Annotated in this window: 20 protein-coding genes and 1 tRNA gene; 12 read left to right on the top strand and 9 right to left on the bottom strand. The window is 34.3% G+C overall.

All coding sequences use genetic code 11. From position 1 onward, the window contains the following. Positions 1 to 678: 678 nt before the first annotated feature. The 5 genes from GQ589_RS01785 to dapB all read right to left on the bottom strand — a co-directional run bounded on the left by GQ589_RS01785 (position 679) and on the right by dapB (position 8,226). On the bottom strand, positions 679 to 4,494 hold the full coding sequence (locus GQ589_RS01785; RefSeq protein WP_160424181.1) for a translocation/assembly module TamB domain-containing protein: 3,816 nt from the start codon (positions 4,492 to 4,494) through the stop codon (positions 679 to 681). A 1-nt stretch (position 4,495) separates the two neighbouring features. Continuing rightward, a complete protein-coding gene (locus tag GQ589_RS01780; RefSeq protein ID WP_160424179.1) occupies positions 4,496 to 6,172 on the bottom strand; it encodes an autotransporter assembly complex family protein in 1,677 nt (558 codons plus the stop codon). Between the two features lie 56 nt (positions 6,173 to 6,228). Beyond that, a complete protein-coding gene (gene hpt, locus GQ589_RS01775) occupies positions 6,229 to 6,768 on the bottom strand; it encodes a hypoxanthine phosphoribosyltransferase (RefSeq protein WP_160411697.1) in 540 nt (179 codons plus the stop codon). A gap of 140 nt (positions 6,769 to 6,908) precedes the next feature. Beyond that, complete coding sequence (tadA, locus tag GQ589_RS01770; protein ID WP_160424177.1) at positions 6,909 to 7,397, bottom strand: tRNA adenosine(34) deaminase TadA; 489 nt, start codon at positions 7,395 to 7,397, stop codon at positions 6,909 to 6,911. Positions 7,398 to 7,404: 7 nt separating this feature from the next. Then, on the bottom strand, positions 7,405 to 8,226 hold the full coding sequence (gene dapB, locus GQ589_RS01765) for a 4-hydroxy-tetrahydrodipicolinate reductase (RefSeq protein WP_160424175.1): 822 nt from the start codon (positions 8,224 to 8,226) through the stop codon (positions 7,405 to 7,407). A gap of 128 nt (positions 8,227 to 8,354) precedes the next feature. Between dapB and GQ589_RS01760 the strand changes: the two genes are divergently transcribed. Beyond that, positions 8,355 to 9,554 (top strand): MFS transporter, encoded by a 1,200-nt coding sequence (locus GQ589_RS01760; RefSeq protein WP_370519406.1) that lies wholly within the window; start codon positions 8,355 to 8,357, stop codon positions 9,552 to 9,554. Between the two features lie 41 nt (positions 9,555 to 9,595). On the opposite strand, the gene GQ589_RS01755 is transcribed toward GQ589_RS01760, so the two are convergent. Continuing rightward, entirely contained in the window at positions 9,596 to 10,207 is a 612-nt protein-coding gene (locus tag GQ589_RS01755; RefSeq protein WP_160424171.1) for an FKBP-type peptidyl-prolyl cis-trans isomerase, read from the bottom strand. 798 nt (positions 10,208 to 11,005) lie between these two features. On the opposite strand from GQ589_RS01755, the gene GQ589_RS01750 reads away from it, so the two are divergent. From GQ589_RS01750 to GQ589_RS01705, 10 genes are all read left to right on the top strand, one after another. After that, the gene (locus tag GQ589_RS01750; RefSeq protein ID WP_160424169.1) at positions 11,006 to 11,476 is read left to right on the top strand and encodes a YhcH/YjgK/YiaL family protein; all 471 of its coding nucleotides are present in this window, start codon (positions 11,006 to 11,008) and stop codon (positions 11,474 to 11,476) included. 24 nt (positions 11,477 to 11,500) lie between these two features. Then, a complete protein-coding gene (locus GQ589_RS01745) occupies positions 11,501 to 12,436 on the top strand; it encodes a sugar kinase (protein ID WP_160399690.1) in 936 nt (311 codons plus the stop codon). 234 nt (positions 12,437 to 12,670) lie between these two features. Continuing rightward, complete coding sequence (gene uvrA / locus GQ589_RS01740; protein ID WP_160424192.1) at positions 12,671 to 15,511, top strand: excinuclease ABC subunit UvrA; 2,841 nt, start codon at positions 12,671 to 12,673, stop codon at positions 15,509 to 15,511. Positions 15,512 to 15,693: 182 nt separating this feature from the next. Continuing rightward, entirely contained in the window at positions 15,694 to 16,305 is a 612-nt protein-coding gene (plsY, locus tag GQ589_RS01735) for a glycerol-3-phosphate 1-O-acyltransferase PlsY (protein WP_160424167.1), read from the top strand. 199 nt (positions 16,306 to 16,504) lie between these two features. Next, positions 16,505 to 17,110, top strand: coding sequence for a recombination mediator RecR (gene recR / locus GQ589_RS01730; protein ID WP_160399692.1), 606 nt, complete (start codon positions 16,505 to 16,507; stop codon positions 17,108 to 17,110). Positions 17,111 to 17,218: 108 nt separating this feature from the next. Next, complete coding sequence (locus tag GQ589_RS01725) at positions 17,219 to 18,037, top strand: pyridoxal phosphatase (protein ID WP_160424165.1); 819 nt, start codon at positions 17,219 to 17,221, stop codon at positions 18,035 to 18,037. Positions 18,038 to 18,057: 20 nt separating this feature from the next. Then, positions 18,058 to 18,765, top strand: coding sequence for a tRNA pseudouridine(65) synthase TruC (gene truC / locus GQ589_RS01720; protein ID WP_160399694.1), 708 nt, complete (start codon positions 18,058 to 18,060; stop codon positions 18,763 to 18,765). A gap of 146 nt (positions 18,766 to 18,911) precedes the next feature. After that, a complete protein-coding gene (locus tag GQ589_RS01715; RefSeq protein WP_160424162.1) occupies positions 18,912 to 19,328 on the top strand; it encodes a DUF4878 domain-containing protein in 417 nt (138 codons plus the stop codon). A gap of 84 nt (positions 19,329 to 19,412) precedes the next feature. Next, positions 19,413 to 20,024, top strand: a complete 612-nt coding sequence (locus GQ589_RS01710) for a hypothetical protein (RefSeq protein ID WP_160424160.1) — start codon at positions 19,413 to 19,415, stop codon at positions 20,022 to 20,024. Between the two features lie 132 nt (positions 20,025 to 20,156). After that, a tRNA-Cys gene (locus tag GQ589_RS01705) sits at positions 20,157 to 20,230 on the top strand. Between the two features lie 332 nt (positions 20,231 to 20,562). Here GQ589_RS01705 and GQ589_RS01700 read toward each other — a convergent pair. The 3 genes from GQ589_RS01700 to GQ589_RS12490 all read right to left on the bottom strand — a co-directional run bounded on the left by GQ589_RS01700 (position 20,563) and on the right by GQ589_RS12490 (position 21,348). After that, the gene (locus GQ589_RS01700) at positions 20,563 to 20,742 is read right to left on the bottom strand and encodes a hypothetical protein (RefSeq protein WP_237399164.1); all 180 of its coding nucleotides are present in this window, start codon (positions 20,740 to 20,742) and stop codon (positions 20,563 to 20,565) included. A gap of 224 nt (positions 20,743 to 20,966) precedes the next feature. Then, a complete protein-coding gene (locus tag GQ589_RS12385) occupies positions 20,967 to 21,098 on the bottom strand; it encodes a hypothetical protein (RefSeq protein WP_255471051.1) in 132 nt (43 codons plus the stop codon). A gap of 85 nt (positions 21,099 to 21,183) precedes the next feature. Further along, positions 21,184 to 21,348, bottom strand: coding sequence for a transposase (locus GQ589_RS12490; RefSeq protein ID WP_160424190.1), 165 nt, complete (start codon positions 21,346 to 21,348; stop codon positions 21,184 to 21,186). A gap of 629 nt (positions 21,349 to 21,977) precedes the next feature. On the opposite strand from GQ589_RS12490, the gene GQ589_RS01690 reads away from it, so the two are divergent. After that, entirely contained in the window at positions 21,978 to 23,273 is a 1,296-nt protein-coding gene (locus GQ589_RS01690; RefSeq protein ID WP_160424156.1) for a hypothetical protein, read from the top strand. The last annotated feature ends 311 nt before the right edge of the window (positions 23,274 to 23,584 follow it).

Below are 23,584 nucleotides of genomic sequence, written 5' to 3'. Positions count from 1 at the left end.
CTGCAACACCGACACCGGTGAACCCAGCCCCTCCACTGTTAGCGTATACCGATTATGGCTCACACTTTTCAACCCATCAATTAACTCATTAACCAATCCCTCACCTAACTTGTCAACCAAACGGTCAAACTTGTTTGCCATGCTTTTTCCTTTCCTTACTTACTTATTGATTTAATTAAAATAAAGAATAATATCTTTTAGTTTGTTGTAATGATTCAAATAATTAATGTTATCTAATTTAATTATCCAATGTGGCTCTCTAATGTCGTTATCTAATAGATAGTCTCACTGAATTAAATTGTATAATTGCATAAAGTATAGCGTATTTTGGGCCAAATTTTAACTAATTTTTAACCATCATGTTGTTTAATATTAATAATTCAAGTTAGCTTAGCGACGTTGTTTTTGTGGTGAAATCGTGGTTAAAAAAGCAATAATAATAACTTCACCCTTATTAATTTATGTATGATTTTTTGGGATTTCTTACGTAAACGTAGTACATTCCTGAAATTTTTTGACAAAACATAAAATGTTTAGCTAAATCAGCGACCGTTATATTTTCTTTATGATATAAGCGCCATATCTCTTGTCTATGATAAGGCGTTAATTTTGTTTTTTATGTTTATTACTGCAATTTTTTGAATTACTGTAAAAAATGCGAGGGATTTTGCCGTAATATTAAAAATCAAATTGATAAATCAGATCCAATGTTTGCGCTAAGCTTGATGTCGCATCCAAGTAAAGGTTTGGCATCAGTCTATAACGTAAAGTAAACGTTGCCAATGAATCAAAAATGCCAACACCATATTTTAGTTGTAAGTGAGGTAAGATATACCCACTAACCACGACCTTAGAGTTGTTCCCAGCGCCTTGCGTGTCAATAGTTAGGTTTTTGATGCCAAATGCATTGCCGATATCACCAATATATTTGCCTGTTTTTGCTGTGCCAATACCAATCAGTAGTGCAGTCATCATGTCGCTATCACTTTGTTCAGCACTATCAAGCCCTTGACCTCGAATTAAGTACGATAAGGCTTCTTGTTGTGACATGGCCGGATCTGAAAACACTTCAACTTTAGGGGATTCCGACGATCCTGTAACACGAATTCCTGCCGTGATATTATTGTTTTCCATTGCTTCTGGATTGCGAATGGCTTCGATATCAAGTATTGCTTGATCTGTTGAACCTGAAAAGGTAATGACGCCTTTATGAATAATTAAGTCTTGTCCATAGGCATGGAATCGTCCTGTTGGTATTAATACTTCTCCATGCAGATCAAGTCCTTTATTAGTTTGTGTTGCAATCAAATTACCTTTAAGCGAGGCTTTTAAACCAAATGCATCGACACTTACTTTATCACCGATATCAATTTCAATATGGCTATAGATTTTCATGCCAAACTCTTGGGGTTTTATTTCTTTTCGATTGCTGTCGAGCATCACTTCGTCAGGTGATACATCAACACTTGATGCAGGCAGTGATTCAACCGTTATTTTCCCTTTAGGGATACTCACCTTTCCTAATAAGGTTATTTCATCTTGTGTGGCATTGATTTTTATATCAGGAACAATAGTCATAACAATCATTGGTGGTACTGAAACCTCCATTGCAGCACCATTAACAGTTAACGATGCTTGCCATTTATCAAAATTGTTCCAGCTAGCATTACCGTTAATATTAACGTTACCTGCACGCGTGGTTAAAACACCTTTTAATGTGGATGATTTACCATTGAAGTTAATATCAACCTTAGCGGATTTAATATCAATCGGTAATTGGTTTGATTGTATTTCGCTATGTTTCAGGTTTATATTACCTGTTAATAACGGATCATTTAATGATCCTGAAAATTTAACCATTCCATTAATGTCGCCTTTAGCATAATCTTTGCTGTCTAATAATGGATTAATAATTGCTAATGCCAAGTGATCTATCTTTAACTGACCACTTAATTTTTTTTGTTCATTTGGATCTATAATAGCAATATTACCGTTAATTTTGCCTAGTTGGTTTAAGTCAAAGTTCCAATCTAATTTAGCTTGTTGCTGATTAAACTCTGCATCAATTTTGAATAGTTTGAACGGTAGTGATAGTGCTTGCGAGGTGACCATTTGTTGAATATAAACATCATTACTTGTTACATTCGCTTTTATTGATGGTATTGTATTGTCGCTATTAAATTGGATGTTTATTTTACCATTAACATTACCAGCAAGTGTTGTTTCACCCTCATTTAGTATTGGTAATTTAGATAGATTGATTTTTTTCAATGTGATACTGGTATCAGTATTTTTAGCTATCAATAATTGTTTATCAAGGCATATACTTGAATTTTCATTCACCCAACAGTGAGCATTAATGGCAGGTATTTGATTGTTGATATCATAAGATAAATCCAATGATTTAGTGAGTTGCCAGTTATTATTCTTGCCTAAATTGAGTCGTGCATGTGGAATTGTTCCGATCCATTTTGTGCGAGTTTTATCTAGTTGTCCTATTAATGAAGTTGTTAATGATGCTGGATTGCCATCGATTTTCATCGTTAGGGTGTGGTGGTTTTCGTTACCAGATACTTCAATATTGGCATTTTTGATGGTTTGACTTGGCAGTTCTATTGATTGTCCAGTAAGCTTGATATCGCCACTAAATTGTTCTTTATATTCAATTTTACTAGTAAGATTAGCTTTAGCTACTTTGATTGTTCCCAAAGAAAGTGAGTTAACCGATACATTGGTATTGATAATAGTATTGTTAGTTGAACCATTGAGTTTAATATCACCTACAATAGCGCCTTGCATACCATCAACTAATAACGATAATGATTCAAGATTTAGCTTAGCTAGTAAGTTGCCTTTTTCAATTGAGCCATTTAAATTGATTTGATTTTTTCCCCACCTGACTACAAAATCATCGGCAGTGGCTTTGTTTTCAGAATTAACAAATACGTTACCAGAGGCTAATAAATCAGCATGATTGACATTACCTTTTAATTGCAAATCGGATAATTTAAATTCCCATTTATCACCTTCTAATGAACCGGTTGTTTTTAGTTGACCGTTTAATCGAATTGGATAATTTGGCACTTCTTTGGTGATATCAACCTTATTGAGTTTTATGTTCGTATCCCATTGTAGTGCTTGTTGCCAATTGGCTGTTCCTGCTATGTTAATTTCACCTTGAGGTAATTTTATGATGCCATGATCAATGGTTGCATCTTGATTGGTGCCTGTACCTGCAATATCAAAGATTGTGTTGGCGAATTCTTTTCCTTTTAGATCGCCTTTTGCTGACATTTGATATTGTTGCACATTACCATTTATTGATGCCACAAAATCATTTAATTGATACTGTGCTTCTCCTTCAATTGGCCATTGGATGTGTTTACCCTCAATTTGGGTCATGATAGGTAAGTATTTTTCTATAAAATTGATGTGACCATTCATTTTGATTTGATTTAAGCCATCAAGGGTTGCGTTGGTTAACAGCTCTCCAAGTAATTTTCCTGAAAATTGTGCATTGAATTGGTTATGTTCGGTATTTGCTTTTACTAATGCCAATAGTGGCCATTCATCACGTAATGTAATTTCACCCGACACAGAAGCATGCCCACTTGCATAAGGTGTTGTTGCATCGGTGTCTATTTTTTTTACAATAATACGACTATCAATAATATTTGTTTGAATTGCAACATTGTTAAATCGATAATCTTGTCCACCAATATGTAATAGCCAATTATTACCTGTTAAGCTTGTTACATTAATATCTAATGGAATGTTAACTTGAGGTAGTGATTCAATTAGAGGTTGATTAAATAGTTGTGTGATTTTTTCATTAAGTGCAATATTGTTGTCATCTGTTTTTTTTACGGGCACATCGATTGCTTTATTATCTGCAAAAATAGCACTTAGATCCGTTGCAACAGCAGGATAAACATAAATCTGTTTACTTGCCCATGTAGCTTTACCAGTAAAATCTGACATGCCAAATTGCATATCATCCACGGTGACGTTGACACCAGTTAGGTGAACCATTTTAAGGTCTATTGGTAACGGTGTTTTAAGCGTAAAAGGGGCTTCTGACGTAGGACTAGAATCAGGGCTGTCTGGCGTGCTTTCTATTTGCTTAGTATTAATATCAACCTTTACGCCGTTAGCATCAAACTGGCTTATGCATACTTCAGTTTTTAATAAACAAAGTCCTGCTAGCGAAAGTGAAGCATCATTAACTTGAACATTGACACCCGGTAATTCAAGCGAGAGCCCTTGTATATGCAGATCATGAAATGTGCCTTCAATTTTAGCTATCTTTAATTCAGGTAGAAATTTATTTAAAGCATAGGTGGTTAGTTTTACACCAAGGCTAGTATATATAAACAAGATAACAAAAATAATGAGAAAGACAATAACAGATAAAATGGCTATGCTTCGTTTTTTCCATTTTCGTATTCGTTTTAGTCTTTTTACTTTTTTAATTCTAACTAAATTTTTAGCCATATTATAATTCGCTTCCTAGACCAATATATAGGTGAATAGAACCCGTGTTTTTGTTTAGTGGTGTAGCTAAATCCATTTTTATGGGGCCAATAGGCGAAGCCCAACGAATGCCAATGCCTGTTCCTGTGTAAAATTTTGTCCTATCAACTTTGTCTATTGCTTCGCCAGTATCGACAAATGCGGCTCCCCACCATGAACCAGATAAATTATATTGATATTCAATTGAGCCTGTAATGAGTTTTGATGCACCTTTTAATTTGCCTTTTTTGTCTTTAGGTGAAATAGATTGATAGCTATAGCCTCGAATACTACGTTCACCACCAGCAAAAAATCGGAATGATGGTGGAACTCGGTCAAAATTACTTGCTTGTATAATGCCAAAATTACCACGAGCGATAAATCGATGTGATTTTTGGATAGAACGAATCCAAGATTGTTGTGCTTGAAAGCGAATTAAATTGATATCTGACCCTAATGAATCTCCTGCGGCTTCAATAGAGTAACGTTGTGAATCTCCCCACATTGCTAATAAATCACCATCTGAACGGATTCTAGATAAGCTAAGTGAAGGATAATACAAAAATGTTTTGAAGCTTGCATCACCTTGGGTAAAGTCATCGCGTAACATATTGAAACCTAAAGCAGTTTGCCATCCATAAAAATTATCCCAGTTGCGTAGCACTCCAAAGGTATGAGAACGTGAGTAAGTATCATTATTATCAATTTTTTTATAACCACCTTGAATCGTATAATACTGCTCAATAGGTGATTTTTTTAATGGTATTTTGTAACTCATGGTAATGATTTGTTCTGGTGAGGATAGTGATAAGTTACTTTGAAAGCTTTGTCCTCGGCTATTGAACCACGGTTTATTCCAGCCAATTTTACCATGTACACCGTTATCGGTTGAAAATCCTAAACCTAAGTCCATGTTGTTTTTTTTACGTGGCGAGGTTTCAACATCAATTGGAAGTACTTTATCTTCTGTTAAATGAGGAAAATCAGGCACGACAACTACAGAATTAAACCAGTTTGTTGAGGTAAGGCGTCTATTTAATAATGATAACTTTTCAGCGGTATACTCTTCACCGTCTTTAAATGGCACAATATTAGCTAAATAATCGTCACGAATTTTGGCGTTATGAAAAGTCACTTTTCCAAGACGATAACGTTTACCTGTAGTGTAATCAATATTCCAAAAGGCTTTATTTTCAGATGTGGAAACTGCTAATTGATGTTTAGGCATATCGGCATCAAAGTAACCTTTTTCTAGTGATAAACTTTGTAGGCTTTTTTTAAATGACTCATAAATACCATGATTTAATACATCGCCTATTTTAGGTAAGTTGTTTTTTAGTAAATAGTTAAAATCAGGATCTTGTTGTCCGTCACCTGTTATATTCACATTAAGTTGCTCAACTAATATAGGTGTACCTGGTGATATGTTAACGGTAAGAACTTTGGTATCTTGCTCGTTATATTCAAAAGTGGGCGAATAATAACCTAAAGCACGTAGTGCCTTTTTCACTTCACTTTCAAAATACCGCTTAAAATTAGGTGTATTTTCAACTTTATTGGGGGTAATTAATGAAATGCGTGCATCAACGTTGTCGGCTAATTCTCCTGATAATCCTTTTATGGATAATTTCATGTCAGCATAACTTGATGTTGCTGTCATTATCAAAAGTAAACCTAATGAGCAGGAAAATCGTGACACATATACCTCGTATAATATTAAGATTCGAGTAAACTTACATGACCAATATAAGGTAAATGACGATAGTGCTGTGCATAGTCAATACCATAACCTACTACAAATTCGTCGGGAATTGAAAATCCGATATATTTAACAGGCACGTCAACTTCACGCCGTGACGGTTTATCTAATAGCGTGCAAATTTCAATACTGCGTGGGTGTCGCAACTTTAAAATAGCCATGACTTTACTTAGTGTATTACCTGTATCAATAATATCCTCAATGATTAATACATCTTTATCACGGATATCTTCATCTAAATCTTTTAATATTTTAACGTCACGATTACTAATTGTAGCATTGCCGTAACTTGAAGCCGTCATAAAATCAACTTCATGACCAATTGTAATGGCTCGGCTCAAATCGGCCATAAAAATAAAAGAACCACGTAAAAGCCCAACTAAAATAAGTTCGTTTTGACTATTTTGATAATCTTTACTAATTTGTTGTCCAAGCTCAATGACACGGTTTTGGATATCATTAGCAGATATCATCATTTCTAATGTATGTTTTTTCATTAATAATACTCAAATTATTTTTTCAAAAAATTAAATTAGATTCTAGCAATATTCCTTGATAAAAAGAATAAGTGAACCCATTTTTTATTAAATTAAGATAAGGGTAAACTTTCGCCTCTTATACCCAAATACCTAGTTATCTAAGATTTTTTGACAACTATATTTTTCAGTTTTTTTTGTAAACGCCGTTTTTTAAAAAACTCACTTAAAATAGTGCTACATTCGTTAGCTAGTACTCCGCCAGTCACTTCAGCATAATGGTTGATGCCTTTCTGAGCAAGAATATTGACAAATGAACCTGCTGCGCCAGTTTTATAATCACTAGCACCATAAACAACACGTTTAATTCGACTATGGATAATAGCTCCTGCACACATAATACAAGGCTCAAGTGTGACATAAAGTGTTGTATTAATTATTCGATAGTTATTTAAATAGTTACCTGCCTGTTCAATTGCTATTATTTCGGCATGTGAGGTAGGATTATGTTTGATAATGGATTGATTAAAGCCTTCGCCCACAATTTGATTGTTCTGATCAATAATCACCGCACCGACAGGGATTTCCCCAAGTGATTCGGCGCGTTTAGCAAGCATTAAAGCATGCTTCATCCAAACTTCATCTGACATGTTGGTGTTATAGATTATTTAAATTCAAAACATCACGCATGTCATATAGCCCCGTCGGCTGTTTGGCAAGCCAAAGTGCCGCTTTCACCGCGCCATTAGCAAATGTCATGCGGCTAGATGCTTTATGACTAATTTCAACGCGCTCACCAATATCGGCAAAGATAGCAGTATGTTCTCCTACTATGTCACCGGCTCGGATAGTTGCAAAGCCAATAGCGCCATTAGGTCTTTCCCCTGTATGACCTTCACGACAGTAAACTGCACGATCTTTTAAGTTGCAATCAAGTGCATCTGCAATGGCTTCACCCATGGCTAATGCTGTACCAGACGGCGCGTCGACCTTGTGACGGTGATGGGCCTCAATAATTTCAATATCGGTATAATTGCCCATAATTTTGGTGGCTTTTTCCAATAATTTCAGCACTAAGTTAACACCGACACTGAAGTTTGCGGCAAAGACAATGGCAATATTTTTAGCGGCATCAGCAATTGCTTGTTTGCCTGCATCATCAAAACCAGTTGTGCCAATGATTATCATTTTTTTATTTTCAACACAAAAAGCTAAGTGGGAGAGTGTGCCTTCAGGCCGCGTAAAATCGATTAATACGTCAAATTGATCTTTAGCTTGCTCTAGATTATCGGTGACTTTAATGCCACAAATACCGATCCCTGCAAGCTCACCAGCATCACTACCAATTAGTGAGGAACTTGCTTGTTCAAATGCTGCGCCTAAGGTTACCCCCTTAATTTGTGAAACAGCTTGGATGAGTTGTCGTCCCATTTTGCCACCAGCACCAGCAATTGCGATACGAACCATATTTATTGACATATAACTTTCCTTAATTTTTTATTAATATAAATAAATATTATAGCGGAAAATACATAACTTATACACATCAGCTAAACTTAAATGCTACAATTTTTGAACCGTTTTATATAAAAATATAATTAGGAGTTATTATACGATCTCCGTGGTATTTTGGGTGGAATATCGTTATTGCGGCTTCTTTTCTCACTATGCTTTCTAGTGGCTTGAGGATGAGTATGGGAGTTTTTTTTCTTCCCATTGTAAATGATCTTAATTTTAGTCGTAGCGTTCTTTCTGGAATTATTGCTATAGGTATGCTTTTCTCTGGAATTGCTATGCCAATAGCGGGATATTTAGTTGGTAAATATGGCACTCGTTTTGTCCTAATATTTGGTTCCATCATTATTATTATTTCTACTGTTTGGGCTACTAACTCAACTGATTATTGGAACTTTTTTCTATCTTTTGGTGTTGCATTATCTTTTGGTACTTCTTTTGTTGGTTCTGTCAGTTTTACGCCTATTGTGGCACGTTGGTTTATCAAGCGTAGAGGATTGGCTTTATTTATTTTATCAACAGGAAGTATGGCAGGTATTGCAGTGATGTTACCTGTTTTTGCTTTCTTCATTCCTATTTATGGATGGCAAACAACGCTAATTTCGTTTGCTGTGATTTTTATGATTATCGCTTTGCCTATTGCTTTGTTTATTATGAAAGATAATCAATCTGAAATCGAAGTCTCTAGTATAGAGCCTGTTATCAATCAAAAAATAGAGCCTAGTATCAAACTTATAGATGTGTTAAAAACACGTCCATTTTGGCAACTGAGTTTTGGGCTTTTTACCTGTGGCTTCAGTATGAATTTATTAGGAACACATGGAGTCCCAATGCTTATCGATCATGGATTTGATCCTATCACTAGCTCTAATGGTATTGGTTTGATTGGTTTAGTCGCTATTTTTAGTACCTTAGTTTTGGGTTATTTATCTGATATAGTGCAACGAAAAAACATTTTAATGATGGTCTATTTAATACGAGGTTTAGGTTTTATTGCTCTTGTTTTAGCATCAACTAAATGGCAGCTTTTTACTATTGCAGCAGTGGGTGGTTTGGTTTGGGCTGGTGCTTTGTCGATGTCTGGAGCCATTACCGCTGATATTTATGGTGTAAAAATTGTGGGACTACTTTCAGGATTAACCTATTTGGGACATCAAATTGGTGCGATGATTGGTTCATGGTTAGGTGGATGGGCTTATGATCATTTACACACTCATTTAGTTGCGTTTGGTACGGCGAGTATTTTATTGTTACTGGCGGCATTTAGTGCTTATCAGCTTCCTAAACGATAATCGTTCAAAACAAATGGACGCCAAGTAGCGTCCATTCTTGCTTATAAAACTTTTAATAATTCAACATCAAAAATTAATGCGCTGTATGGTGGAATTGATGCGCCAGCACCTTGAGCACCATAAGCTAATTCTTGAGGAATATATAAACGCCATTTTGAACCTTCTGGCATAAGTTGTAACGCTTCAACCCAGCCTTTAATCACTCCATTGACTGGAAATTCAGCTGGTTGTCCTCGTTCAACAGAACTATCAAATACTGTACCATCAATCAATTGCCCCGTATAATGAACTTGTACGCGATCGGTTGCTTTAGGTAATGCGCCATCACCTTGTTTGATGATTTCGTATTGTAAACCAGACTCAGTCGATTTAATGCCTTCTTTTTGGATGTTTTCTGCTAGAAAATCTTTACCTGCTTGAGCTATTTTTTCGGCTTGCTTAGCCTTTTCTTTCGTTGCTTGTTCATGAACATGACGTAAGGCATCATGTAATTCTTGTAGCGGTAGGGCAGGTTGATTACCGGATAATACATCTTCCATTGCTAATTTTAACGCATTAAGTTCTAAATTTTTTAATCCAGATTCTTTTAATTGCTGTCCAATTTGTAAGCCGATTGCATAGCTTGCTTTTTGCTCGATAGTTTCTAACTTCATTTTTTACCTTTATATAGTTGATTGGTGAGCTTTATTAATAAGGTGATTAGTTTGGAGATACATAAGTAAAAGTCAAGTAATAATTTGTAGGAAATTCTCGCATTGTTTCCCAGCTGGGAAGTAAAGGGAATAAATTGGATATATTCCGATGTCGTGAATAAATTGAAAGAAAAATGGTTAAGAAAATTGCTTTTTGATGCAGAAAACCAAATTGAATTGAATCGTCATATAATAGATAACGATAAATTAAAACCATCTGTTGAACTTATTGTTAAAAATATCATAGTACCCTATTTCATATATTTTATTTGTTTGAAATTTTTTATAAATTAGATTTATCAAAAAAACGGTCAAGAAAGTCATTGATTTTATTTAAGTTTTTATTGGTGTTGCAATTACTAATTAAATCATAAGAATAAAAACTTAAAAAGTGCCTGAGTTATATAACTTTCATTTAATTTTTATTAATAATTTATTATTTTAGTTTTTTGTTTTTTCAAATCTATTGATAAACTGTTTTCTGAACCAGAATGCTATCATTCTTTCTTAGTCGATTTTCTTTCTAAATTTATTATAAAAATCTTCATGTTATTTACTTCCATTATAACAATATTTAAAGTATATCATGCTAATAAAAATATAAAAAATGATAAAACACTTATTAATAAATGATCTACAAAAATGATTGACTTAAGTATATACTCTTTATCAATTAAATTGGATTATCATGGTGTATGTTAATAGTGAGTAATTCAATTGTCAGTATTTATTTTATCAATATTTTAAGGACTTTTTAGTATGATTTTAGGTAATATTAATCATTTAAGGCTAGTTCCTTATTTACCTAGTAAAATAAAACAATCAATTGAATATATTAAAGATAACGTTAATATTAATACCCCTGTAGGGCGGTATGATATTGATGGTGATAATATGTTTTTTATGGTTTCTGATAGTCAATCACGTTATATTGATGAGGCTAATCCTGAATATCATGAAAAATATATCGATGTTCAGATTGTTTTAGACGGGCAAGAGGGGATGGCTGTGTGCACGTTACCACCTTATACCAAGGTGTTAGACGATAAGTTAGCAGAAAACGATATTGCTTTTATCGAAACACCAAAAGAGGAGACTATGCTAATATTACAGCCAAATGATTTTATTGTTTTTTTACCTAACGAGGTACATAAGCCACTTTGTGCTATTGATAATAAGATTGAAACAGTTCGTAAAGTTGTGGTGAAAATTGCACTGGATTATTTATAATTAAGTCAAAGATATAGGTATAATATGACGACAAATATCGCTGTGATTGGCGAATGCATGATTGAATTGTCGATGAAACAAGATTCGACTACGCGTGGTTTTGGTGGTGATACACTTAATACCTCTGTTTATTTATCGCGTTTATTAAAAGGTAATGATTTTTCAATTCATTATGTAACAGGGCTTGGCACAGATCCTTTTAGTCAAGAGATGTTAGATAGTTGGCAAAAAGAAAATATTCAAACCGATTTAGTTCAAAGAATGTCAGATAAAATGCCCGGTCTTTATTCTATTGTGACCGATGAGCAAGGTGAGCGTTCTTTTTATTATTGGCGTAATGATGCAGCAGCTAAATTTTGGTTAAAAACAACTGACACAGATAAAATAACGCAACAAATTGGACAATGTGATTATGTGTATTTAAGTGGTATTAGTATTGCGATTTTAGATGCTGAAAGTATCCTTAAATTGTTAGATCTTTTAAAACAAGTTAAGGCTAATGGTGGTAAGGTTATTTTTGATAATAACTTCCGTCCACGTCTATGGAGTAGTCTTGATTTGGCTCGTAGTGTTTATGCTGATATTCTTAGTTTGACCGATATTGCATTTTTAACATTAGATGACGAAGATTTGTTATGGGGCAAGCAGCCTTATGAGCAAGTGATTGAACGTACAAAAAACTTTGGTGTGACTGAAATTGTTATTAAACGTGGTAGCGATAGTTGTATTATTGATTCAGTTGAAGGGCGTTTTGATGTTCCAGCTAATAAGATCGCAAAAGATAAAGTGATTGATACTACCGCCGCGGGGGATTCATTTAGTGCAGGATACCTTGGTGCGCGTTTAACTGGACAAAATCCATCTCAATCAGCATTGCAAGGCCATTTGGTTGCCGGTACGGTTATACAATATCGTGGTGCAATTATTCCTGCTGATGCTACTCCTAAATTAATTGGTTAATCTATATTTGTAAAAGACGGTCATTGATGACCGTTTTTTGGTTTCAACTTGTTAGAAATAATTCTTTGAGTTGATGTTCTTATCAAAATTTTTAGAAAAATTTACGTTTTGTTGTAAGTCACCAATTAGCGTATCTATTTATATAGTAGTATATTTAATCGATTCTCACTGGTATAATATACAGTTAATTTTTCATCCATTTTTTAAAAACAAACATAAGAGAGATCTATGTCAATCAAAGATATCGATATCCGTGGTGCCAGAACGCACAATCTAAAAAATATTAATGTCACCATTCCTAGAGATAAGCTCGTTGTGATTACTGGGCTTTCGGGATCAGGTAAATCTTCGTTAGCATTTGATACTCTCTATGCGGAAGGGCAGCGACGTTATGTGGAGTCGTTGTCGGCATATGCTCGTCAGTTTTTGTCATTGATGGAAAAACCCGATGTCGATCATATTGAAGGTTTATCGCCTGCGATTTCAATCGAGCAAAAATCGACTTCACATAATCCTCGCTCAACTGTTGGGACTATTACTGAAATTTATGATTATTTGCGTTTACTTTTTGCTAGAATTGGTGAGCCACGTTGCCCAGAACATCATTTGCCTTTAGCAGCACAAACAGTTTCACAAATGGTTGATAGTATTATGGCGTTACCGACTGACAATCGTTATATGCTATTAGCCCCTGTGGTTATTGAACGTAAAGGGGAATTTGTTAAACTGTTTGAACAGTTAGCTGCTAGTGGTTATATTCGGGTGAGAGTTGATGGCGATGTGTATGATCTTTCGGATCCTCCAGCCCTTGAGTTGCAAAAAAAACATACCATTGAGGTGGTTGTTGACCGTTTTCGCATTCGTGATGATTTAAAATTACGGCTGGCAGAGTCAATTGAAACAGTGCTTTCGATCACGAATGGTATTGTTAAAGTTGCTAACTTGGATGATCCACAAGCTGAAGAATATCTGTTTTCAGCTAATTTTGCTTGCCCTATTTGTGGTTATAGTATTTCGGAGTTAGAGCCTCGGTTGTTTTCATTCAATAATCCTGCTGGTGCTTGTCCTGAGTGTGATGGGTTGGGAGTGCAGCAATATTTTGATCCTAACCGTATTGTTCAAATGCCAGAGGTTTCGTTAGCAGCAGGGGCAATTAAAGGTTGGGATCGTCGTAATTTTTATTATTTTCAGATGTTAAAATCATTAGCGGATCATTATAAATTTGATATCGATAAACCGTATGAAAAATTGCCAGAAAAGATAAAAAATATTTTGTTAAATGGATCTGGTGAAGCTGAAATTCAGTTTGTTTATTCAAATGATCGTGGTGATGTTGTTAAACGTAAACATCCATTTGAAGGTATCCTTAATAATTTAGCCCGCCGCTACAAAGAAACTGAATCACAAACCATTCGTGAAGAATTGGCAAAATATATTAGTCATCGACCTTGTCCTTGTTGTGACGGTTCAAGATTATGTACAACGGCAAGAAATGTATTTATTAATGATACCAATCTACCAACAATTAGTGATCTTAGCACACAACAAGCTAAAGATTTTTTTGATAAGTTGAGATTAACAGGACAGCGAGCGCAAATTGCCGAAAAAATCTTAAAAGAAATTAATGATCGTTTGCAATTTCTAATTAATGTCGGGCTTAATTATTTATCTTTATCACGATCTGCCGAAACCCTATCAGGTGGTGAGGCTCAACGTATTCGATTAGCTAGTCAAATTGGTGCTGGATTAGTGGGGGTTATGTATGTGCTTGATGAACCTTCTATAGGTTTACATCAGCGAGATAACACTCGTTTGATTGACACTTTAACCCATTTACGAGATTTAGGTAATACTGTTATTGTGGTTGAGCATGATGAAGAGGCCATTATGGAGGCTGATTATGTGATCGATATTGGTCCTGGTGCTGGTGTTCATGGTGGTCAAGTTGTTGCGCAAGGAACGCCTAAACAGATTATGTCATGTAAGGAATCTTTAACTGGACAGTATTTATCAGGTAAAGAAAAAATTGAAGTTCCAGCCGTTCGTACTAAAGCTGATAAGAAAAAGATATTATCACTTGTCGGCGCAACTGGAAATAATCTTAAAGATGTCACATTAAATATCCCTGTGGGATTGTTTACTTGTATTACTGGTGTTTCAGGCTCGGGTAAGTCAACATTAATTAATGATACTTTGTATCCTCTTGCACAAAATGAACTTAATCGTGCTGAAAAAACCGATATAGCACCTTATAAATCGATTAAAGGACTCAACTTTTTTGATAAAGTTATTGCGATAGATCAAAGTCCAATAGGGCGTACACCACGTTCTAATCCAGCAACGTATACTGGTTTTTTTACTTCTATCCGTGAGCTTTATGCTGGAGTACCTGAATCTCGGGCTAGAGGATATAATCCTGGTCGATTTAGTTTTAATGTGAAAGGTGGTCGTTGTGAAGCTTGTCAAGGTGATGGTTTAATTAAAGTTGAAATGCACTTTTTGCCAGATATTTATGTGCCTTGCGATATGTGTCACGGTGCTCGTTATAATCGTGAAACCTTAGAAATAAAATATAAAGGTAAGTCAATTAACGAGATTTTAAATATGACTGTAGAGGAAGGCCGCGAGTTTTTTGATGCTGTGCCTATGATATCTCGTAAGTTACAAACATTGATTGATGTTGGCTTGTCTTATATTACTATTGGGCAATCAGCAACAACATTATCGGGCGGTGAAGCTCAACGTGTCAAACTTGCAAAAGAGTTATCTAAGCGAGATACTGGTCGCACTTTATATATTTTAGATGAACCAACAACAGGTTTGCATTTTGCTGATGTTAAGCAATTATTAGCGCAATTGCATTCATTGCGAGATAAAGGAAATACTATTGTGGTTATCGAGCATAATCTGGATGTGGTAAAAACAGCAGATTGGATAGTTGATTTAGGACCTGAAGGTGGCAACGGCGGTGGAGAAATTATTGCTGAAGGGACACCGGAAGATGTTGCAGAGTCTAAACATTCTTACACTGGACAATATTTAAAACCGTTGTTGGAAAAACAAAAAAATAAGTAGTCTATTATTATGCTACTTAACATAGATAAGATAGGTAAAGTATAATGTTCTTCTTGTTATATGTTTAAATTCATATTTATTTTAACAAATATCAACAATAAGTAGGATAAGATTTATACGTGTTTGGTTAGTGTTCAACGTTCCATTATCAGCAGGATGTGGCCGATGAAAGGAGTTCTATTTTGACATTACAAATTGTATTCATGATTGTGATTGCCTATTTTTTAGGTTCACTTTCTGGCGCAATGATTATCAGCCGCATCATGCATTTTCCCAATCCTTCTGAACATGGCTCGCACAATCCTGGAGCAACCAATATATTACGGCTTAATGGCAAATTACCTGCTATTTTGGTTTTGATCTTTGATATGTTAAAAGGTGCAATACCGGTTTATATCGCTTATCGACTTGATATTACACCTTTCTTTTTGGGTATTATTGGTATCTCGGCTTGTTTGGGGCATATCTTTCCCTGCTTTTTTCATTTTCGTGGCGGTAAAGGTGTTGCAACTGCGTTAGGTATGATGGCGCCGATTGGTATTGATTTTACGGCTTGTTTTATTTTAACTTGGTTAATTACATTACTTATAACAGGCTATTCTTCGGTTGCAGCGATTGTTGGTTTCCTTATGGCGCCATTTTATGTTTGGCTATTTAAGCCTGAGTTAACTTTACCCGTTGCCATGCTTTCATGTTTGATTATCATTCGTCATAGTAGCAATATTATGCGTCTTTTAAAAAGTGAAGAACCTAAAAGTTATTATAGTAGCAAGGATAATAACAAACTAAAGTAGGTAAATGAAAGAACGGCTTTATGACTCTATTCTTTGCAATATAACAGCTAAAAGTTACTTGCAATTTACAAGTTTATCTTTATGTAATCTTTTTAATTTTGGTTAAATTAAAATTAACAAAATTATTCTTGTTTAATAGAAGCTTGAAACAAGGTATTATTAATTTAAAATTTAAATGTGTGGGAATCAAAATAAATTCATGCAAATAAGTCCATTATTAGAATCACTTATGGAAGCATTGCGTTGTTTGCCTGGTGTCGGACCAAAATCGGCACAACGGATGGCTTTCCATTTATTACAACGAAATCGACAAGGTGGCATTAAATTAGCTCACGATCTGCATGATGCAATGATAAATATAGGTCATTGTAAAGAATGTCGAACATTTACTGAACAAGATATTTGCACTATTTGTAAAAATGTTCGTCGGCAAAGCAGTGGTCAGCTTTGTGTGGTTGAAACGCCAGCTGATATTGTTGCCATCGAACAAACAGGACAGTATAGTGGTCGTTATTTTGTATTATTAGGTCATTTATCACCATTAGATGGTATTGGTCCTAGCGATATTGGTCTTGATTTATTAAAAAATAAGTTAGCAATGGAATCAATAAACGAAGTTATTTTAGCAACAAATCCAACGGTCGAAGGTGATGCAACGGCTAATTATATTGCGCAGATTTGTGCAGAGTTTAACGTGATAGCAACAAGAATAGCTCATGGTGTACCTGTTGGTGGCGAGTTAGAAATGGTAGATGGGACAACGTTATCACATTCATTTGTCGGCCGCCAAAAAATTGAACTTTAATATTTTTGATTTTAACGCTAACTTATTAATTTATAGCTTAATAGTTAACCTAGTTTTAGTCGTTAGTGAATTTTTATAGTAAAAATTAGATATAAAAAGAGGAATGACATGAAATATAAAGCTGTTGCCTTTGATATGGATGGGACATTGCTTAATAGTAATCGTTTAATTTTGCCAGAAACAGTAGATATAATTAAAAAAATCAGTGATAAAGGTGTGAAAGTGATTTTAGTTTCAGGACGTCATCATTCGGTGATTTATCCTTATTACTATCAACTAGGTTTATCAACGCCAACGATTTGCTGTAATGGTTCTTATCTTTATGATTTTGAAAATCACCAAACTTTTGCTGCTAAACCCATGACGAAAGATCAAGCTAAAAGACTATTACAATTAGTTAAAGAGTATAAAATACATACTTTAATTTATACTGATCAAATGATGACTTATGAAGTATTAGATGATCATCTAGAAAGTTTTTTTAAATGGGTGGATGCATTACCCTCTTTTTTACAACCAAAAATCCAAAAAGTCGATAGTTTTGAAAAAATGATTGATGACGCAGGTGCTATTTTTAAATTTGCAACAAGTAGTCATAACATACCAGCGTTACAACAATTTTCAGATGCAGTAGATAAACTTGGTACGTTTTCTTGTGAATGGTCTTGGGCAAATCGTGCAGATGTTGCAGTAAAAGGCAATACTAAAGGTAATGGTTTAATGCATTGGGCACAGAATGAAAATATTAATTTAAATGAAATTGTTGCATTTGGTGATAGCTATAATGATATCAGTATGTTATCTATTGCGGGGTTAGGTATTGCGATGGGTAATGCTGATGATGAAGTGAAAGCCAAAGCAAGTTATGCTATTGGTGATAATAATAGTCCAAGCATTGCAGCCGAACTTGAAAAACTCTTTTTGTAATCTATTAATATATAAATATTGTGTTTGAAATTCTTTATCAAGATACTAATTTAATTGCGATTAATAAACCGTCAGGTTGGCTTGTGCATCGCAGTTGGCTAGATAAACATGAAACCACTGTTGTAATGCAAACCTTACGGGATCAGATTGGGCAGCATGTTTTCCCTATACATAGGTTAGATAGACCAACATCAGGTGTTTTGCTGTTTGCGCTTTCTAGTGATGTCGCAAGGATGATGTCAGAGCAATTTGCGACAAAAAAAATTGAAAAAACGTATCATGCAATAGTGCGTGGTTATCTTGAAGGGGAATCTGTGATCGATTACCCTTTAGTTGAAGAATTAGACAAAATTGCAGATAAATTTACTAACAAGAATAAACCTGCACAAGAAGCAATTACTTCTTATCGCTCTATTAGTAAAATCGAAGTTCCAATTAAAGTTGGTAAGTTTGAGACTGCAAGATATAGTTTTGTGGAATTGAAACCGCAAACAGGACGTAAACATCAATTGCGTCGTCATATGAAACATATCTTTCATCCGATATTGGGTGATAGTAAGCATGGTGATTTACATCAAAATCGAGCATTTTCGAGCTATTTTAATCTCAAACGATTAATGCTGCATGCCAGTAAACTGGAAATCACTCATCCCATCCAAAATAAAATAATAACTATTGAAGCTAAATTAGACCAAAATTGGCAAGATATTCTTATCAATTTTAAATAGTAGTATTTGTTTAAAACAATATAACTTTTCAATTATTATATTACATAGTATGATTTTGTCGCTTTCTGTGATTTTTTCTGTGGATTCAATCTAGGAGCATAATTTTAATATATTAAACATAAATAATACTAGGAATGGAAATAAAAATGAAATTAGTAATGAAATTTTTAAGCATTTTCTTATTGGCACTTATGGTAACAGCATGCTCAAATGATGATTCTCCTGAAAAAGTATCAGAAAAATTTATCACAGCAATCTATAAAGGTGATACAGATACGGTTATGAGCCTAATCAATTTCCCTAAAGATGATGATAACAAAAATATGGATATGAGAATGTTTGTTAAGAGCAAAATGCAAGAAGCACTAGCACGAGGAAAACAATTCACTGATGATCATGGTGGACTTGATAAAGTTGAATCTGCACCAGCAGAATATACTAATGATGAAAAAACTATGGCTAAAGTGAAAACTACCGTCTTTTTCAAAGACAATACTAAAAAAGAAGAACAAAATATATCAGTAATCAAAGCTGATGGTAAATGGTTAATTAATTTTAAATAAAATAGTTATATTATAACTATTTTATTTTCGGAAATAATAAACAGGGTAAATATTATTTGCCCTTTTTATTAAGAATGAATTTTAATGAACTATTGCAGATTTTTTCTTATTATTTTTATTATGCTGGCAAATTTAGTGTTTGCTAACGAACCTGTCAATTTTTCAAATGCACCAGCTGAATTGCCTTATTTAATCAAAGCAGGGGATTGGATCTTTAGAAAAGGTATTCAAACCGATAGCTTTATTGTCAATCAATTAGGTGGTGGAGATTTTTCACATATTGGTATGGTTATATCAATTGAACCTAAAATTAAAATTATTCATGCTACTACTAGTGACGATGAAAACCATCTTAATCAAGTTATTGTGTCAAATTTAGAAGAATTTATTACCCCAGAATTAGCCGAAAAATATGCTATAGCAAGACCCAATTTTTTATCTGAAGTACAAAAGCAAAATATAGTCGATGATCTTTTAACAAAGAAAGGACAAGCTTTTGTATTAGCCCCTCGTGAGCAACCACATCTTTATTGTACAACGTTACTTTTTGACTCTATTATCAAATTCCAACCTGATTTTAATATTGAATGGAAAAACACTTATTTCCCTTCATTAAGTGGTTCTTATTTATTTCCAAGTGCATTTGCAAATTATTCTGATATTACGTGGATCTATAAGTATCCAGAAAAACAATAATGTTTTGTAAAAATAAGTAGATCTTAGCAATTCAAATAAAAACGAAACGATTGCTGTAATTATAAGCTATTTAATCTTGACGATTAGTCAAGCCAATGCTACTATCTGCAACCTATTCAGATAGACCTCTACGGCGCGTTGGCAGAGTGGCCATGCTGCGGATTGCAAATCCGTCTACCTCGGTTCGACTCCGGGACGCGCCTCCATAAAAATCAATGAATTACCTAACAACTCCTTAAATAGATAATAGCAAGTGGCGGTAAAATGGTGGTTAAAATTTTCCAAAACTTTTTATTGATAGAGTTTTTTTGATTTGACTTACTAAAGTTAATAAACATTATAAATTTCAGTTTAATTATTTAGTAATTACTTGATTATTAAATAATTATGGTTTATTTGAAATTTTGATACACCTGTTTATTGTTCACCTAAAATAAAAATATTATTAGTTATAACATTAATTATTTCCCCCGATCTTTTTTATAAGTTAAAAACTGAAAAATATTTAATTTATTTTAGTTTTATACTATTCTTATTTTCAATAAGCCTTTGAGTTTTGCTTTGTAATAAAATCTAATTTGTTTATATAACGAGTGGTTCTACCTGAGGGTAAACTGATTGAAATATCAATACTTAATCCTTCTCGGTTAAAGTCATCAATGACGTTGAATGTTCTAAAACGACGTTGTTTTTTGCTATTATCACTCATAAAATCCATTGTCCAGCATTCACCTTGCTTCTTGGGTGACGATAACTGTTTTGGCGTTCGTAGTGGAATACGCTTTTTATGCTTTATTCTAATATTAAGTTTTAACTCACAATATACCCGCTAAACATGTTTATGATTCCATTTATAACTAAGTTTTCGAATACGATGAAAACATTCAGGAAAGTCCCAACACAAGTATTTTTCCGCTATATTACTCAATATCGCAATAATCATTAAGCCACCCGTAATTTAGGTTGATAATAGTAAGCACTCCGACTTAATTCCATAATTACACAGCTCATTGCAATCGTAATCGCATGCGTTGATTGTAGCATTTCTGCCCACGTTTTACGTTCCAGTGTCAACGCTGAAGCTTTTTTATAATTTCTTCGTGATGCGGAATTTTAAATTCAGCTCGGCAAGCATTTGTTTGATCTTACGATTTTCTTCCTAAAAATCTTTTAAATATTTGATATATAATATTTTAATATCGCCATATTTTTCTCGCCATTTATAAAAAGTAGAGTTGCCCATGCCCTGTTTACGGCAAAGCTCTTTAATAGGAATATCTACTTCTGCTTCTTTTAATATCGATACAATTTGGTGTTCGGTTATTTTTTCATGTTTAAATTATCTTTTACTTTTATCATAGAGAATTTTGTACTTTTTTGCTGTACTATTTTAAGGAAGAGTTACAAGTAATAAGTGTCTGTCAGATTAAATTTGAGCCATTACACCACCACAACAGTGCTATTCCGCCAAACAATCATCTCTATTTTTATGCAAAAATCGGTCAGTAATGGTTTTGATTTTATTAGATTTTTGTGGTTTTTATTCAAAAAACAGTCACAAGGTCAATTTACATCCTCTAAAATTACTTCCATCTATCGCTAATAAATATTTATTTTTGAGTGGATATTTATAAAAATATAAAATACTAATAGGATGATGGAGATGCACTATTTTTGTTGGCATCTAATATAAAAATTATGTTCTAAATATTTTTCAATATCACTGTAGTCGAAGAAAGACTAAAGTCTTATTTTTATTAACGAAGCCATTATGCTTAGCAAAATTACAGTTGGTCTTTGTGCCATTACTCTTATTGCTGTATTCTCCGTGTTCACAGGCATTGTCGGCAAAAACATTAAAAGCTATAGAGGGAATATTTAACATTTGATGGTGGCATCACCAAATTAACTACAACTGATGATTTATTAAGTATTAAGTTATCGAACGGTAAAGTGTTCACTCCGCAAAACAATAACTCAGCGATGACACCAATTCGGTTACTTAATGCCGGCGATACTCTTGCTAATATTGAAATGATCGTCCCTTCATCGACTGACTCGGTGAGTATAAGTAGCTTGGTAACTCAAGGTAATTGGGGAGATGATGGCGACGGGCAGGGAGCTAATGGTATTATTGCCACGGGGAGTATATCAGTATCGTTTATGGATAAAAACGGTAATGCTGTTAGTCGTGGTGATATACTAGATATTTGTAAGGCACCTTATAAAGTAACATTAAGTAGTTTAGGTGGTAGTTTAGCTACAGCGTATGGTGTGCCAAATAAACGTATTTTCAGTGGAAGTACGGTGTCGTATCATATCAATCCGCATTCACAACAACCTAAAGTTTGTTATGCAAGACCTCGTTTGATATTTGGTGGCACTAATTCCTCTGGAGATAATCCTCGCTTCACAGGTCCATCTAGTATATGGGATCCTACTAAAGGGTTTTTAACGCAGTCAATTAATCCATCTTTTTATCGCCTCAATTTCCCGACTACGGGTGCTGATGGATTGTATTTTGATTTAGATGTTGGTGGCGTGCATGCAAGTCAGTTAACTTGGTCTACTGTCACCAATGGTAGTGATATAACCGCAACGGTAAGTTGGGTAAGGCCACGTTCAGACTCATTCTCTATCCCATGCCGATGGTGCTCGGGTACTACTACATACGATGATTGGATTTCTGATAAATCCCAAAATGTAACGAGGGTAACGTTAAATGGTCCTAGGGCAGATAATACTCAAATACAATCAAGTAATCCTAGTCGACTTATAGCCCCATCTTTGCCACAACTATTTGAATTACAAGGTAAGGATAGTAGTGGTAATGTGGTTGTTAAGTATGGATTTGAGTTAAGGCAGTGGTTTGTTCATCGGGGAGAGAAATATACTACTGTTCCTGAGCAAGCAACTTGGTGTAGTAGTTTGGGGTATCGTTTTTCTCGAGTAAGAGATTTAAGCAATGCGAAATGTGGTGTAAATAATACTGATTTTCCATGTATAGGTGATATAGATGGTTCTATGCCATCGTCAGGTACTCTATATTACCAACGTCGGATAGGCGCTGGATTTTTAAGTGAGTGGAGCGATGCGTCTTATTATGGTGATGTGGCAGGTTTTGGTCGTGGTGATATTTGGACAAGTGATGCGGTATCAAATACAAATCACTTCTATATTCACCGTAATGGTTATGTGGGTCAGTGGGGGAGCTATGGAGGGGGCTATGCTGTTTGTACCATGCCTTAGTTTTTAGCGTTTAGTTTCTAATTATTAAAGCGTGATGAAGTATGGTGCAAATAAAATAATAAATTAAATATCAAAACCCGGCATTAGTTTGGGTTTTCTAAACGATATCGTTATGTTTACGCTCTAGTTATTTATCCTATTTTAGGTAAGTAAAGTAAACTAGATGCACAAATTTTGCAAAATGAAGATAAAAAACAATATATAGTAAAGAAAGTACCTATGTTTGTTATGATTTTTCACAATATATTGTGGAATGATGCATTTTATTGAGTTATTTTTATAAAAAGCAAATTATTACCCCAAAAAATCAG

It is taken from the genome of Gilliamella sp. Pas-s27, assembly GCF_009795865.1.
In the GTDB taxonomy this organism is placed as follows: domain Bacteria; phylum Pseudomonadota; class Gammaproteobacteria; order Enterobacterales; family Orbaceae; genus Gilliamella.
Note: the sequence above shows the minus strand (reverse complement) of the source record. Positions and strands in the feature narration are given on the sequence as shown.